Source organism: Micromonospora sp. NPDC005163 (assembly GCF_053599835.1).
In genome coordinates, this window is sequence record NZ_JBSFYP010000109.1 from 1 (window position 1) to 14,053 (window position 14,053).

A 14,053-nucleotide genomic window follows, 5' to 3' on the forward strand; every position below is an offset into this window, starting at 1 on the left:
GGACGCCGCAACAGGCCCGCAACGAGTTTCTGAACTACCAGCTCGCAGCATGAATTAGTTGCTGATCAGCTGTCCGGAAAACGCGAGGCACATCAGTCGACCTGCATCCGGACGTCGTTTCCAACGCCGACATGGGCGATGCGTTCGAGTACATCATCCGCAAGTTCAACGAGGCCGCGAACGAGACCTCCGGTGACCACTACACCCCGCGGGACCCGATCCGGCTGCTGGTCGACCTCCTTTTCGCCGAGAAGGACGCGGACCTCACCGAGGCCGGCATCGTCCGCACGCTGTACGACCCCACCGCAGGCACCGGCGGCATCCTCGCCCTGGCCGAGGAGCACCTGCTCGCACAGAACCCCGACGCGGAACTGAGCCTGTACGGGCAGGATTACAACTCGCAGTCATACGCAATCTGCAAGTCCGACCTACTGGCCAAGGGCCACGACAAGGCCAACATCCAGGGCCTCGGCAAGATCGGCCCGCTACGCCACGCCGGACAAACCAACATCGCCAAAGCCCTACGCCACAACGCCCGAAATCACCGCAGACCTCTGCCACTCCTCGGCATCACGTGACCAAACCGAGAAATCCCTACCTTGATCTTGCGGAGGCCCTGAAGGGGCGACCGCACCTGGACTATATGCATGATTCCGTCGAGACGTTCCAGGTCGGCCAGCACGTGTAGCCCGGTGATGCGGTCGCCGTCGATGGTCAGGGGCAGGGAGAAGGGCGGTGTGTCACGAAGGCGCTGGCCCTACATGACGCACGGACACCGTCATTTCGGAGGATCTGCAACGTGCTTCTACCGCGGACGTCAGAACTCGAGGACGTACTTGACCCCACCAGAGCGGCCGCCCGCGACCTGGTCCGCGATCGCGGCGCCGTCCTTGATTGGTGTCGTCTGGACGTCAAATCTCAGTTCACCGGAGGCGGCGAGTGCCGCGAGTTCGCCGAGTGCACGTCCGTCGGGCTGCACGTAGAGGTCCGAGGTGGTGATTCCGCGAATCGGGTCGGGTGCGTCCGAGGTGATGGAGGTGAGGCGGCCTCCGTCGGTGAGCAGTCCGATCGCGTCCTCGGCGGTGCCTGTCGCGGCGATGAGGACGGCGTCGAATCGGCGATCGCTCTTCTGCGCCCAACCGTCAGCGTGGGTGTCGATGACCTCGCTCGCGCCGAGGGCGCGGAGCTGATCGGCGCGGGCCGGCCCGGCACCGGCGACGATGTCGGCGCCCCGGAGGTGGGCGAGTTGCACGGCCAGTGACGCGGTGGGGCCGGACGCTCCGACGACGAGCAGGCGGGTGGTGGCGTCGACCTGGAGCTCGTCGAGGGCCTGCTGGGCGGTGAGCCCGGCGACCGGGAGTGCCGCCGCAATCTCCGGAGCCAGGTTCTCGGGCAGTCGTGCGACGTGCGCGGAACGGACTAGGACGCGCTCTGCCCAGGTGCCGCTGCCGCCTGGCAGGGGCGCCTCGTGGACCAGCACGAGGTCTCCCGTGCGGAATTCGGTCTCGTCCGGGCCGGTCGCGGTGACGCGGCCGACGGCTTCGACGCCCAGAGCTGCGGGCGGAACGAGGCCGACGTCCCATCCGCCCGTGTGAAGCAGGGCGTCCCACGGCCCGATCCCTGCCGCGACCACTTCCAGGACGAGCTCGCCCGCGTCAGGCTGGCGGGGGTTCGGAAGGTCGAGGATCTCCAGAGCGCCGTTGGCGGCTCGAACACCGAGTCCGATCATGGTTTTTCCTTCTGTGTCGATTCTGTTCGTGCATGTTTCGGGTCTCAGGCGGCCGGGTTCGTGCTCGGGTCCACGGGCCGCTTGGATTTCGGGAGTTTGTCGACCACGAGCCGGTAGGAGTCGGTGACGAGTTCCTTCACCAGGTTCTCGTCGAGGCTGGGCCCACCTGCTGCCGTGATCCAGTGCTTCTTGTCCATGTGGTAGCCGGTCGTGATCTCTGCGTACTGCTCGCGCAGCCCAACGGCCTCGTCCGGATCGGCCTTCAGGATCACGACGGGGTGTCCCGGCATGTCGGTCATGAGCATGAAGACCTTGCCGCCCACCTTGTACAGCTCCCAATTCGGGCCGACACGGTGCTCGAACGTCACGTCCGGCAGCTCTGTCGCGTACTCGTTCGCGACCTTCTGGAGTTCCTGTCCGTCCATAGCTGATCAACTCCTCTAGCGATCGGTTCGCCCGGGCCGGGCCGCTCAGGCGAAGGTGAACAGGCGCTCGGGCTCGAACCGCGACACCGGGGTCTTGTACTGCTTCGCCTCGTCGGGGTAGCCGAGCGCGAGCAGCACGGTGGTGGTGTATCCGGTCGCGCGGATGTTGAAGGCCTTGTCCACGCTGATCGGGTCGAAGCCTTCGAGCGGCATGGCCTCGACGCCGAGCTCGGCGGCTGCCATCATCGTCAGACCCATCACCATGTAGGTCTGCTTCTCCATCCAGTGGTAGGTGTCCTTGTAGCTGTATTTGCGCAGGCTCAGGAAGTCACGGGTCATCGATTCCCACCGCTCCTGCTTGGCGTCATCTGCGAACCGGCCGTCGGCCCGCTCCTTGGCGAACACCGCTTCGAGGTGGTGCTCGGGCACATCGGCCCGAGTGGTCAGGATGATGGTGTGCGAGGCGTTGAGGATCTTCTCGGCGTTGTCCTGGAACCGCTCGCCGAGGTTGGCGGCCAGCCGCTCCTTGCCCTCCTGAGTGGACACGACGTAGAAGTGATTCGGCTGGATGTTCGTCGACGTGGGAGCCGAGCGCAGGAACCTCAGCAGCTGCTGAAGAGTCTCATCCGGGATCGTCTTGCTGCCGTCGAAATACCGGCTGAGGTGCTTGCTCATGAGCTTGTCGAGATCCATGTCATCGTGCTTTCTGTGCGTGATGAGTTGAGGGGTTGTAGATGGTGAAAGTCGGATACGGCTAGGGTTTGCGGGCGAGGAGTTCGCCCACCCGGTCGAAGCTGATGCCTGTCGTGGCCGAGGCGATGTCGCCGGCCTTGAGCGCCGTGGCTGCCTGTTCGAGAGCACCCATCGCATGCGTGTAGAGCGCGGGGCCCAGGCTGATGCGCTTGACCCCGGCCTTCTGCAGTTCAGAGACGGTCAGCACCTGGTCCGCCGGTGAGATGAGAACGTTCACGGGTGTCGGCGCGACGGCGGTGACGATCGCGACCAGGGACTTGAGGTCGGGCGGGAACGGCGCGTAGAGCACGTCGGCGCCGACCTCGGCGAAGGCCGTCAGCCGTCGGATGGTGTCATCGAGGTCAGGCCGCCCCTGGATGAAGTTGTCGGTGCGAGCGGTGACGACGATGCGTCGCTTCGCCGCGGCGACCGCACTGCGAACCCGGCCTACCGCGTCGTCGAAGTCGCGGATCGGGTCATCGGGATTCCCGGTGGTGTCCTCGATCCCGATGCCGGCCAGCGCGTGCGCGACGGCACTGTCCACAGTCACGGCGACGTCCTCGGCGGTGACGCCGTAGCCGTCCTCGAAGTCACCGTTGACGGGCAACCCCGTGAGCCGGCCGAGCAGCTGTGCGTGGTCGAGATGCTCGTCGCGGGTGATGCTGTGGCGTCCGTCGATGCGGCCGAGCGCGGCCGCCAGGGCCGCCGACGACGTGCCGATGGCCTCGAAGCCGGCATCCGCCAGGACCAATGCCGACACGCCATCCCAGGCGTTCGGCATGACGAGGCCCCCTTCTCGGGTGTGCAGTGCCATGAACTTCTCATAGAGCTCAGAACCGGGCATGTCGTTCCTTTCCAGTGCGGTCGATCAGGGCGAGGGTTCGACCGGTCAGGCCGCTGTTCTCGCGAGTTTGGTAAGCGCTCTCATGCGAGGTCGGGGGCCGGGATGTCGACGTCGGTCAGGTTCACGTTGTTGAGGTAGTTCGTCAGCAGTGCCCGGACGACCAGCGTGACGATCGCCAAGATCTGCGGATCGGTGTACCCGGCACCCTGGACGGCCGCGAGGTCGGCATCACTGACCCGTCCGCGCGTCTCGATCACCTGCTGGGCGAAGCGAGCCACCGCAGCCCGCTTCGGATCGACCGAGCTTCCCGCCCGCGCCAGCTCGATGTCCTCCACGGACATGCCGCCCTTCAGGGACCCGGCCGTGTGCAGCGCCAGGCAGTAGTCGCAGCCATCGGCTTCGGACACGGCCAGCGCGATCGTGTGGCGCGTCCTCGCGTCCAGGAGCCTGCTCGCTTTCGTCTGCACCGTCATGACGAGATCGAGGACGGTCGGGTTCGACGCGAGCATGGTGAACATATTCGGTACGAAGCCGAACTGCGCTTCGACCTGGTCAAGCGTGCCCCGCACGTCGGCGGAGGGCTCATCGGCAGGAAGAACGTTCAGGCGTGACATGGGAAATCCCACTCCGGTCCAGGTGGGTGGTGGTCGGTAACCGACCTCGGTCAAGTTTTGGGCTGCGTAGCCCACTCCGTAGATACAACACTACACACGACTGGGCTGTCAAGCCCACTCTTGCTAAGATGTGAATCATGAAGTCCACGACGGCAGCGCCAGAGCCTCGCCAGCTCACCGAGAAGGGGCAGGCGACGCGTGCCCGGATACTGGAGCACGCCGCCGCGCTCATCTACGCCGAGGGCGTCCACGCCACGAACAACGACAAGCTCCGGCGCGCCGCCGGCGTCAGCGGGTCGCAGATCAACCACTACTTCCCGACCAAGGAGAGCCTCGTCCTGGCGGTGATCGAATGGCAGGCTGAACGCGTCCTCGGGCTCCATCACAGCGAACAGTTCGACGGCTTCGAGAGCCTCGAGGGGTTTCGGAAGTGGGCAGCGTTCTATATCGGGTATGAACGCGCCTACCACGAAGGCTGCAGCCTCGGGTCGCTCGCGAGCGAGATCATCAAGACCGACCTCGACGTTCACGATGAGCTTGCGGATGCGTTCGCCCAGTGGCGAGAGATCTTCCGCGACGCGCTCCTCCGCCTGCAGCGGCAGGGCCGTCTGAGCAACGAGGCCGACCCCGAGCGGCTCGCGAGCCTGCTCCTCGCCGCGTTCCAGGGCGGCATGCTCCTCGCACAAGTCGCCCGGGGCATCTCCCCCCTCAGGGACGCCCTGGAACCCGCTCTCGACTACATCGAGACCTTCGCTAACCCACACGACACATAGGCAGTTGGAACCGAATCCGCCGCTCGAGTTCCCTAGTGCCGTGACCACGAACGTTCAGGGTGTTGGGGTCAGGCTGCGCGGGTGGTGGGTTGGCCCCATCGTCGTTGGCGTTCGCTGCGGATGCGGGCGCGTTCTCGGCGTTGGGCGGCCAGGACGTCGGGGTGGCGGGCGTTGGCGTTGCGCCGGCGCAGGTAGGCCTGCAGTTTCCGGGTCAGCGCCGGGTGGTTGGGGTGGTTGGAGCCGGCGATGACGAAGGTGCGCAGTGGCCCGAACTGGGCCTCGATCGGGTTGGCCCAGGAGGCGGCAGTTGGTCGACGAGTTGAACCGATCCTTGCACGCAGCGGCGCCCGGTGCTTCGGCTGCACCTGGCCGACGATCGGCGGGCAGCAGGCGGTCAGCCTTCCCGGTAGGCGGGCAGCCCGAGCGCGGTGCGGACTTTGCCGGCCTCCCTGGCTCCGCTGTGCGCCGCTGCTGCGCGGATCTCCCGCATCAGCGCGTCGGCGTCCGCCGCCTCGCCGGCTCGCCGCCAATGCCGTAACGCGACGTCGTTCTCTTTGAGGAGTGCGCCCATCGGCGCCCGGACCTCTGCCGGCCAGACCGTCTCGCGTAGCTCAACCGCGTGTGCTGCGTTGGTCCGGGCCACGTCGGCGGCCAGCGTGCGGACCGTCCGCCACGGCTTCCCGGCGTTGACCGCGTCCTCCAGCTCTTCCAACGCGGTGTTGTACGGCGCCACGATCGCCAGATAGCGGTTCTTCGCCTCAGTAGGCGTCAGCGTGGCCGGGGTGGTCGGCGCGGCGCTCTGCCAAACCGGCGATGGAGCCTGCGGGTCGACCTGTTCGCCTCCACCGCACCCTGTGAGCAGCACGATCAGGGTCAAGGTGGCCGTCCAGCGACGCACGGAAACTTCCCATCTGTCGAGGTCCGAGATACCGGGAGTCTAGGGGCGCGCCTGCCCGGGCGACTACCCAGCGACGGCGGCGCCGCCGGTGGGAAGTTGAACGCGGATCCGTTCACCGGCAACCGGGACGCCTTCGGCGGCGGTAACCCGATCAGCAACGTCGAGGTGGATGGCCATTTCTTCAACATCACGGGCATCGTCAAGATGGCGGAACTCCTCGGGCCCGGTCGGTCGCCCGAGTGTCACCGGCATGATGCTAGGTCGACATGACGTCATGATCCCATGGGTCTCCAGCCATCCATTCGGCTGCCGCCGCCGCAGACACGACCGCTTCCGCCGTGACGTGCGCGGAATGCGGCCAAGTCCACCACGGTGGGGTCACTCGCAACGACGCGGCGAGCTGTGCTGGTGCCTGCATGGTGCATGCCCGGCCACGATGGCCTGGTCGTCGGCTATGCCACCCCGCCAGACCAGGGTTACGGACCGGCGCTGGAAGCGCTGTGCCCGATTCTCCCTCCGGTGTCCTGACCTTTTGCATTCCTACCCTCGGATCCGTGTCAGAGCAGGCCGCGCTGGACCGCGCGGACACCGGCCTGGAACCGGCCGGTGGCGTCGAGTTCGTCGAGCAGCTCGGCGATCCGGCGGCGGACCGTCCGGGGGCTCACCCCGAGGTGGCGGGCGATCGACTCGTCCTTCACCCCCGCGTTGAGCAGGTCGATGAGTTCGCTCGTGTCGGCGTCGTGCGTCGCCGTGGCGCCCTGGCGGCCCGACCCGAAGCGGATGGGGCTGGCGTGCGTCCACAGTTGCTCGAAGATGGCCTGGAGACCGTCGGTCAGCGCCGAACGCGCCGCCACGACCGAGAGGGTCTCCGGCGCGGTCTCTTCGCCGGCGAGGAGCACCACGGCGGTCTCCCGGTCGACCACCAGCAGCTTCATGGGCACCTGCGGCAGTGTCCGAGCCTCCTCGCCGTTGTCGACCATCCACTGGATACGGGCGACCAGCGCCGGCTCATCGAGGACCTGGCTGGCATACAGCGAGCGGAACCGGACTCCTCGGCGGAGTAGACCGAGTTCGGCGTCACTGATGGGCGTGCTGTTCGGCGCGACGTACGGCGGGGTGTCGATCCCGACCACCTCCATCCTCGCCGAGCCGAGCAGGTCGTGAATGCGGCTCGCGGTCGCCGTACGCCCCTCGACCACCTCGAAGAGTCGTCGCGGTTCGGTGCGCATCAGGCCGGCGGCGAAGACCCGGGACAGCTCGTACGACGCGGCCTCGAGCCGGTCCAGGGCATGTCGGCGTTCCCGCACCAGCGCGGCCAGGCCGGCGAGGGGGTCCACCGCCTGGTAGCGGCCGTCGGTCCCGGCGTCGTGGCGTATCAGGCCCAACGAGGCCAGACGGTCCAGCGCGCCGCGTACATGCGCGGCCGAACACTTCAGCGCGTCGGCGTGGGACTCGGCGTCGGCCCTGGGATCGAGCAGGAGCCGTCGGTACACCTGTTGGTCCAGGTCGGACAGCCCGACCAGGTCCCACGCTCCCCGCTCACCGTTGTCCGTCACGGCCCGAGCATAGGCCCGTGCGTCCGGAACGGGCATCTGGCCGAATCGGGCACCGTCGGGCGTCATCACGCTGTTATTGTCTCGCCGCCGGTGATCTAGGTGCATGGAAAGCATGTGGGATCCCCTCGTGACGACGCGTGACGACCGTGACGCTCGGTGCCGGCACGATTGAGGAGGAGCAATCATGTCGCGTCGTCTGTTACGCGCGCTCGCGGTAACCGCCATAGCTGTCAGCACACTGGTCGCCCAAGGTTTTCCCGGTGCCATGGGCGTGGCCCACGCGGCTCCCCTGACCACGGCATCCATAGGTCTCGCCACCACCGCGACCGGCCCTGGCCCGTCCAGCGATTGGCGGGTCGAGCGAGTGTGCAGCGGGCCGGTGCGGGCGGGGTACGCACAGTGCCATTCGATCCGCCGCACCCCGCCCACGGCGTCGACGCAGCCGTCGCCATCGACGTCCAGGCAGGCCGGCGCCGCCGAGACGGTCTACGGGTACGGTCCGGCCGACCTCGCCTCGGCGTACAACCTCCCTGCCGCGGCGGGTGACGGCGTCACCGTCGCGGTCGTGGCCGCCTTCGACAACCCGACGGCCGAGGCCGACCTCGGGGTCTATCGGGAACACTGGGGCCTGCCCCCGTGCACCACCGACAACGGCTGCTTCAAGAAGATCGACCAGCGCGGCGGCCAAAACCTTCCCATACCGGACGAATCGTGGGCCGGGGAGATTTCGCTCGACCTCGACACCGTGTCGGCGGTGTGCCCGCGCTGCCACCTCCTGTTGGTCGAGGCCGACACCAACTCGGCCGAAGACCTGGGCCAGGCCGTCGACCAGGCCGTCGCCAGTGGCGCGCACGTGGTGTCGAACTCCTACGGCGGTCCCGAGGACGCCGACCTGAGCGCCACCTACGGGAAGCACTACCGGCACCCGGGGGTAGCGATCGTGGCGTCCTCCGGCGACAGCGGGTACGGCATGTCCTTTCCCGCCTCGTCGCCGCACGTGACGGCCGTCGGCGGCACCTCGCTCACCCGTGACGACACCACCAGCCGCGGCTGGACCGAGCAGGTGTGGAACAACTACTCCGGGGCGCCGGGCAGCGGATGTTCCGTGGTGGAATCGAAGCCCTACTTCCAGGCCGATCCCGGATGCGACGGCCGCACCGTCGCCGACGTGTCCGCCCTCGCCGACCTGCTCAACGGCCTGGCCGTCTACCAGACCTTCGGCGGCTACGGCTGGGCGCAGTACGGGGGCACGAGCCTCGCCGCCCCAATCATCGCCGGCGTGTACGCACTCGCCGGTCGGACGCCGGCCGGCGACATGCCGAACTGGTACCCCTACGCCGCGCCGGCCGGCAGCCTCAACGACATCACCACGGGCAGGAACGGCACCTGCGACCCGGCGGCGGCGTACCTGTGCACCGCCGGTGAGGGGTTCGACGGCCCGACGGGCCTCGGGACCCCGAACGGTGTTTCCGCGTTCCGGGCACCCGGCCCCCACGGCCGTGTCGCGGGCACCGTGACCGACGCGAGCAGCCACGCGCCGGTCGCGAACGCCACCGTCACGGTGAGCGGCGGCGGTCACAGCGTCACCGCCACCACTGATGCCGCCGGGCGGTACTACGTCACCGAACCCGTCGGCACGTTCACCGTGGCGGTCGCCGCGTTCGGCTACGTCGACGTGACCCGTAGCGTCGAGGTCACCGACGGGCAAACGTCCACGGTGGACCTCGCGCTGCACGCCCAGCCGCTGGTCACGCTCTCCGGCACGGTGAAAGACGGTTCCGGGCACGGCTGGCCGCTGTACGCCACGGTGTCCGCACCCGGCACGCCACTGCCGGCCGTGCGCACCGATCCCTTCACCGGCCGCTACCGCATGCGGGTGCCCGTACAGTCCGCCCTGACCCTGCGAGTAAGGGCCGAGCCGGCCGGATACCGGACCGCCGACGCGCAGGTCACCATCGACGCCACCAACGTCGGTCGGGACATCGCGGTGCCCGTGGACGATGAGATCTGCAAGGCCGCCGGCTATCACCACAACTACGCCGGCATGCCCGCCCAACCGTTCGAATCCACCGACGTGCCGGAGGGCTGGCGTGCCGACAACGCGACCGAGAACGGCGGGTGGGAGTTCAATCGGGGCACGGTGATCCCGCGTACCAACGAGACGACGGGCAGCGGAAACTTCGCCCTCATCGACACCCAGTTCCAGAACCGCAAGGACACTACGCTCACCACACCGCCGGTCGACCTGACCGACGTCGACCATCCCGTCGTCGGGCTGCGCACCCGCTTCGTCGGGTACCTGCCGACGCAGTCGGCCGACGTGGGCGTGTCCATCGACGGCGGCGCCACCTGGTCGACGATCTGGAAGCAGGACGGGCTGGCCATCATCAACGGGCCGCTGTCTCTGCCGATCCCGCAGGCGGCCAACCGCCGCGGGGTGCTGGTGCGGTTCCACTACGCCGGGCAGTTCGCCCGCTACTGGGAACTCGACGACGTCTACGTCGGCAGGCGTACCTGCGACCCGCTGGCCGGCGGGATCGTCGCCGGACGGGTCCTCGACGCGACCACCGGCGACGGCGTCAACGGGGCCACGGTGGCGGCGGTCGCCCACCCGGACGCGCAGGCCAGGTCGGTGGCCACGCCCGACGACGACAACGTCGGCGACGGCTACTTCGCCCTGTTCGCGCCGGGCGACGGTGACCAGCAGTTCACCGCGTCGGCGCGCAACCGGGTCAGCCTCACCCGGTCGGTGCACGTCGCAACCAACGCGGCCACCAGGGCCGACTTCTCGCTGGCCGCCGCGGCGCTCACCGTCAGCCCAGCGACGGTGACGCGGAACGTGCGGCTCGGCGAGAGTGGGCAGGCGAAGTTCACCGTCACCAACTCCGGGTCGGCGGAAGCGCATGTCTCCCTCGTGGAGCAGCCCGGCGGCTTCACCCCGATCGGCGCACCGCCCGCCGCCGCAGCGGCGGTTCCGGTGCGACGGGTCCCCGGCGTCGCCTCCGGCGGCCGGCGCGCCGCCGACGGGCGGCTGGTCGGCGCAGCGCCGACCGTCACCTCCCCGCCGGCCATGACCGCCTCGGCAGCGTCCGGCGGTCCGGCGTGGGCGCCGCTGGCCGACTATCCGGGCGGCCCGATCATGGACAACGCGATGGCCCGCGGCGACGACGGCAAGGTCTACGTCGTCGGTGGCACGCCTGACGGGTACGGACCCACGGCGAAGGGGTACGTCTACGATCCGGTCCGGCTGCTGTGGTCGGCATTGCCGGACCTGCCGGTGCCCGTGCAGAAGCCGGTGGCGGCGTTCGTCGCCGGCCGACTCGTCGTCGCCGGCGGCTGGGGACCGCTGGACGCGGTCACCGACGTGCAGATCTACGATCCGGCGACCGGAGCGTGGACGCGCGGCGCGCCGCTGCCCGCACCGCGCGGCGCCGCCGGCAGTGCCGTGCTCGACGGCCTGCTGTACCTGGTCTCCGGCTGCGATGTCGGCGATTGCCTGACCGCCACCAACAGCGTCTTCGTGTACGACCCAGTACACGACCGGTGGAGCAGCAGGGCGAACTACCCGGCGAGCGAGGCGTTCATGTCCTGCGGCGGACTGACCGGACGGGTCATCTGCGCCGGAGGTGTCGACTTCGGGACCGGCAACGGGTCGGCCGCCGCCTACTCGTATGAGCCGCGCACGGACGCGTGGACCCGCGTGGCGGACCTGCCGACCGGCTGGTGGGGCGCGGCGTCGACGGTCGCCAACGGGCAGCTGTTGCTCAGTGGTGGCGTCGCCGGTGGCACGGGCCCGACGTCGTCCGTCACCAACGAGGGGCACGCGTACGATCCGGTGGCCAGCAAATGGCACGCCCTGCCGAACGCACCCGCGCCGTTCTACCGTGGCGCTGCTGCCTGTGGCGTCTACCGGGTCGGTGGGGCGCGGCAACACTTCGAGGCCACGTCGAGCACCCAGGAGCTGCCGGGATACGACATCTGCGGGCCGTCCGGCGACGTGCCATGGCTCTCCGAGAGCGACAGCGCCTTCACCCTTCGGCCTGGGGAGAGCAAGACCGTGACGCTCAAGCTGGACGCCGGCAACGCGTCAACCGTGGACCAGCCGGGCGACTACGGCGCCGCGCTGGCGGTCCGGGTCGACGGCCCCGTGCAGCCCGCACCGGTCCAGGTCACGATGCATGTCGATCCGCTCAAGAGGTGGGGCCGGCTGAGCGGCACGGTCAGCGGTGCCGGGTGCACCGGTTCCGTCGCGCCGCTGTCGCGCGCCACCGTCACGGTTCGGACGAAACGCTTCACCACCACCCTGTGGACCGACGAGGCCGGCAACTGGTCGGTCTGGGTCGACAAGCGGGACAGCCCGATCACGCTGGTCTACTCCAAGGACGAATTCAGCACTTTGACAAGAAGGGTCAAGGTGCAGGCCGGTAGCACGGTCAGCACAGACGTGGTCCTGCAGCCAACTAGCTGCTGAGCTTGCGGGCACGGGTCAGCCAACGCTTCGGCGACGACCGGCCCGTGCCCGTTGGGTGTCTGCTGGGTCAAAGCGACTGTGGCTACGGTGGCTGTACCAAAGCGAGGTGTACGGATGCTGCTTCGATGATTGGGTTCCGCTTCGAGCTGGCGCGGGCAACCTCCATGTCGAACAGCCGGACCGAAGCCGGACCACGTGCGTACCGGTCCAGGTCGATGATGGTGTCGTCCACCTCGAACCCGAGCTGGACGCAGGACTGCACGCGGACCGCCGAGGCCCAGCGGCATACCGGGCGCAGGCCGATGTCCCCGGCCACCAGGCGGGACTCCTGGGCCCAGCGTAGAGCCGTGCGGGGCCGGCCCCTGACCAGCGAGACCTGGGCCAGCACGAGAGCGTGCAGCGCCTGGCTGACCGGATCGGGCGGATGCGGGCTGGTCTCGTACCCGGCCAGGGCGAGCTCGTGCGCCGACCCGGGGTCGGGACGGTAGCAGCGCACCAGTGCGAGGAACGGGGAGAGCCCACTGCTCTGCATCTGGCTCGATCTGAGGTGGCGGCGGGCCAGCGGCAACGTCTCCAGGATCAACGCCTCCGCCTCGGCGATCCGACCGGCGAGCAGCAGCGCGCACCGGCGGCGCAGCTGGCGGCGAGCCGGGACGAGATCGGCCCGGCGCAGGGTCGCCAGGGCCGGGGGTCGGGCGGTTCCGCCGCCACCGGCCCGTCCGAGCGAGGGTGCCCCGCCCCGGCCCCCGCCCGTCCGGACGCGAGTTCGTGCATGGTGCGTGCGGAGTGCACTTCGGGGGCGGCGTGCACGAGGATCTCGGCGTGCTGGATCGCCACCTGGCAGCGGTCCTCCTCCGTCCCGTTGACCGCGACCCGGCCGGACGGTCCTGACCGGTTGGCACTGCTGGCAGGGCGGGTCAGCCCTGGTATGGCGGTGCCACACCCCAGCCCCACCGCGGCACGGGCGCCTCCCGAGCCGGGTTCGCGCCGGGCTGCGAGTTGCTCAGTGCGAGCCGGGTGCCCCATTCGACGTAGCCGGCGAACGCCGCCCGGAATTCGGGGTCGGCGGGCAGGCCCACCTCGTCGGCGGCGTCCATCATGAGGTTGACCCAGCGTCGGCGTTGCGGCTCAGTGATGGCCTTGCCGAGGTGGTGGTTCAGCATGGTCGGATAGCCGCCGCGCTCGGCGCTGTACGTCGCCGGGCCGCCGAACACCTCGGCCAGCCACGTCGCCACGTGCCTAGCATGGTCGGGGTCTATGTGCGCGAATAGCGGCGCCAGCAGATCGTCGGTGACCACCAGCTGCCCCGGTAGCCGCCGTCGGCCATCACCGGCCGCCCGTTTAGCTTCTGGTCGGTGCCCGAGGCGCGATAGACGATTGTGTCGTTGCGGTTGCCAGGCTGCGGGTCACCGACGGCGATGACCAGGCGGGTACTGGCGTCGATGGCGACCTGCAGGTTCGTCGAGTACCGGTAGTTCTTCCTGCGGGCGGCCAGGCGGCGGTCGCGGGTGGGGATCAGCCTGCCGCCGACGATCGCGATTTGCTCGACCGGTCGCTTCCGCACCGGCGCCAGGGCCAGCAGCGGTGCGAGGGTGTCGATGACCCGGTGGGCCGCGGAGTGCGACACCCCGAACAGCGGGCCGATCTGGCGCATCGTCAGGTTCGTGCGCCAGTAGGTGGCCACCAGCAACACCCTGCCGGCGAGGTCAAGGGCCAACTGCCGGCCCGGCCGGCCGTCGGCGATGCCGTCGCCGCCACGCTCGGCGACCAACCTGGACCAGCTTCCGGAACTGGGCGGGCTGCAGCCCCGTGAACGGGAAGATCCACGCAGACCTGGCCGCGGTGATCACCTGCACCCAGGCATCCTGCTCGACCATCCCGACCAGACAGACGCCCGGGGTTACGTGGCGTCCCTTAGAGCGTCCGCCAGTAGGTGACGGCGGGGATGCAGAGTAGCGAAACGGGCACGGAGTCAGTGATCATCGAGTTGTCTACGCTCTGTGATCGCTGG

13 protein-coding genes and 2 pseudogenes are annotated in these 14,053 nt (G+C 69.0%); 3 read left to right on the plus strand and 12 right to left on the minus strand.

Features of this window, described 5'->3' with window-relative positions:
• The first annotated feature begins 131 nt into the window (after positions 1-131).
• Positions 132-578 carry an HsdM family class I SAM-dependent methyltransferase gene (locus tag ACWD6N_RS35820; protein ID WP_449939245.1) on the plus strand — a complete coding sequence of 149 codons (447 nt, stop codon included), beginning with the start codon at positions 132-134 and terminating at the stop codon, positions 576-578.
• Positions 579-817: 239 nt separating this feature from the next.
• Here ACWD6N_RS35820 and ACWD6N_RS35825 read toward each other — a convergent pair whose 3' ends face one another.
• The 5 genes from ACWD6N_RS35825 to ACWD6N_RS35845 all read right to left on the minus strand — a co-directional run bounded on the left by ACWD6N_RS35825 (position 818) and on the right by ACWD6N_RS35845 (position 4,344).
• Entirely contained in the window at positions 818-1,729 is a 912-nt protein-coding gene (locus ACWD6N_RS35825) for an NADP-dependent oxidoreductase (RefSeq protein WP_322439610.1), read from the minus strand.
• Positions 1,730-1,773: 44 nt separating this feature from the next.
• The gene (locus ACWD6N_RS35830) at positions 1,774-2,154 is read right to left on the minus strand and encodes an MmcQ/YjbR family DNA-binding protein (RefSeq protein WP_074311761.1); all 381 of its coding nucleotides are present in this window, start codon (positions 2,152-2,154) and stop codon (positions 1,774-1,776) included.
• A gap of 45 nt (positions 2,155-2,199) precedes the next feature.
• The gene (locus ACWD6N_RS35835) at positions 2,200-2,847 is read right to left on the minus strand and encodes a nitroreductase family protein (RefSeq protein WP_354967862.1); all 648 of its coding nucleotides are present in this window, start codon (positions 2,845-2,847) and stop codon (positions 2,200-2,202) included.
• Positions 2,848-2,908: 61 nt separating this feature from the next.
• Complete coding sequence (locus ACWD6N_RS35840) at positions 2,909-3,730, minus strand: isocitrate lyase/PEP mutase family protein (protein WP_450006465.1); 822 nt, start codon at positions 3,728-3,730, stop codon at positions 2,909-2,911.
• Between the two features lie 80 nt (positions 3,731-3,810).
• Positions 3,811-4,344 carry a carboxymuconolactone decarboxylase family protein gene (locus ACWD6N_RS35845; RefSeq protein WP_449939253.1) on the minus strand — a complete coding sequence of 178 codons (534 nt, stop codon included), beginning with the start codon at positions 4,342-4,344 and terminating at the stop codon, positions 3,811-3,813.
• A gap of 137 nt (positions 4,345-4,481) precedes the next feature.
• On the opposite strand from ACWD6N_RS35845, the gene ACWD6N_RS35850 reads away from it, so the two are divergent.
• On the plus strand, positions 4,482-5,117 hold the full coding sequence (locus ACWD6N_RS35850; RefSeq protein WP_450006467.1) for a TetR/AcrR family transcriptional regulator: 636 nt from the start codon (positions 4,482-4,484) through the stop codon (positions 5,115-5,117).
• A gap of 68 nt (positions 5,118-5,185) precedes the next feature.
• On the opposite strand, the pseudogene ACWD6N_RS35855 reads toward ACWD6N_RS35850, so the two are convergent.
• The 4 genes and pseudogenes from ACWD6N_RS35855 to ACWD6N_RS35870 form a co-directional block, all read right to left on the minus strand.
• A pseudogene (locus ACWD6N_RS35855) lies at positions 5,186-5,428 on the minus strand (IS630 family transposase); the annotation flags it as partial.
• A gap of 83 nt (positions 5,429-5,511) precedes the next feature.
• On the minus strand, positions 5,512-6,015 hold the full coding sequence (locus ACWD6N_RS35860) for a hypothetical protein (protein ID WP_450006469.1): 504 nt from the start codon (positions 6,013-6,015) through the stop codon (positions 5,512-5,514).
• Positions 6,016-6,078: 63 nt separating this feature from the next.
• Complete coding sequence (locus ACWD6N_RS35865; RefSeq protein WP_354967866.1) at positions 6,079-6,261, minus strand: hypothetical protein; 183 nt, start codon at positions 6,259-6,261, stop codon at positions 6,079-6,081.
• Positions 6,262-6,572: 311 nt separating this feature from the next.
• Positions 6,573-7,571, minus strand: coding sequence for a helix-turn-helix domain-containing protein (locus ACWD6N_RS35870; protein WP_450006471.1), 999 nt, complete (start codon positions 7,569-7,571; stop codon positions 6,573-6,575).
• A 184-nt stretch (positions 7,572-7,755) separates the two neighbouring features.
• On the opposite strand from ACWD6N_RS35870, the gene ACWD6N_RS35875 reads away from it, so the two are divergent.
• The gene (locus ACWD6N_RS35875; protein WP_450006473.1) at positions 7,756-12,042 is read left to right on the plus strand and encodes a carboxypeptidase regulatory-like domain-containing protein; all 4,287 of its coding nucleotides are present in this window, start codon (positions 7,756-7,758) and stop codon (positions 12,040-12,042) included.
• 82 nt (positions 12,043-12,124) lie between these two features.
• Here the strand turns inward: ACWD6N_RS35875 and ACWD6N_RS35880 are convergent, their stop codons facing one another.
• From ACWD6N_RS35880 to ACWD6N_RS35890, 3 genes and pseudogenes are all read right to left on the minus strand, one after another.
• The gene (locus tag ACWD6N_RS35880; RefSeq protein WP_450006475.1) at positions 12,125-12,625 is read right to left on the minus strand and encodes a hypothetical protein; all 501 of its coding nucleotides are present in this window, start codon (positions 12,623-12,625) and stop codon (positions 12,125-12,127) included.
• A 334-nt stretch (positions 12,626-12,959) separates the two neighbouring features.
• On the minus strand, positions 12,960-13,277 hold the full coding sequence (locus ACWD6N_RS35885; protein ID WP_450006477.1) for a group II truncated hemoglobin: 318 nt from the start codon (positions 13,275-13,277) through the stop codon (positions 12,960-12,962).
• Positions 13,278-13,342: 65 nt separating this feature from the next.
• Positions 13,343-13,898: pseudogene (locus ACWD6N_RS35890) on the minus strand (helix-turn-helix domain-containing protein); the annotation flags it as partial.
• Positions 13,899-14,053: the final 155 nt, after the last annotated feature.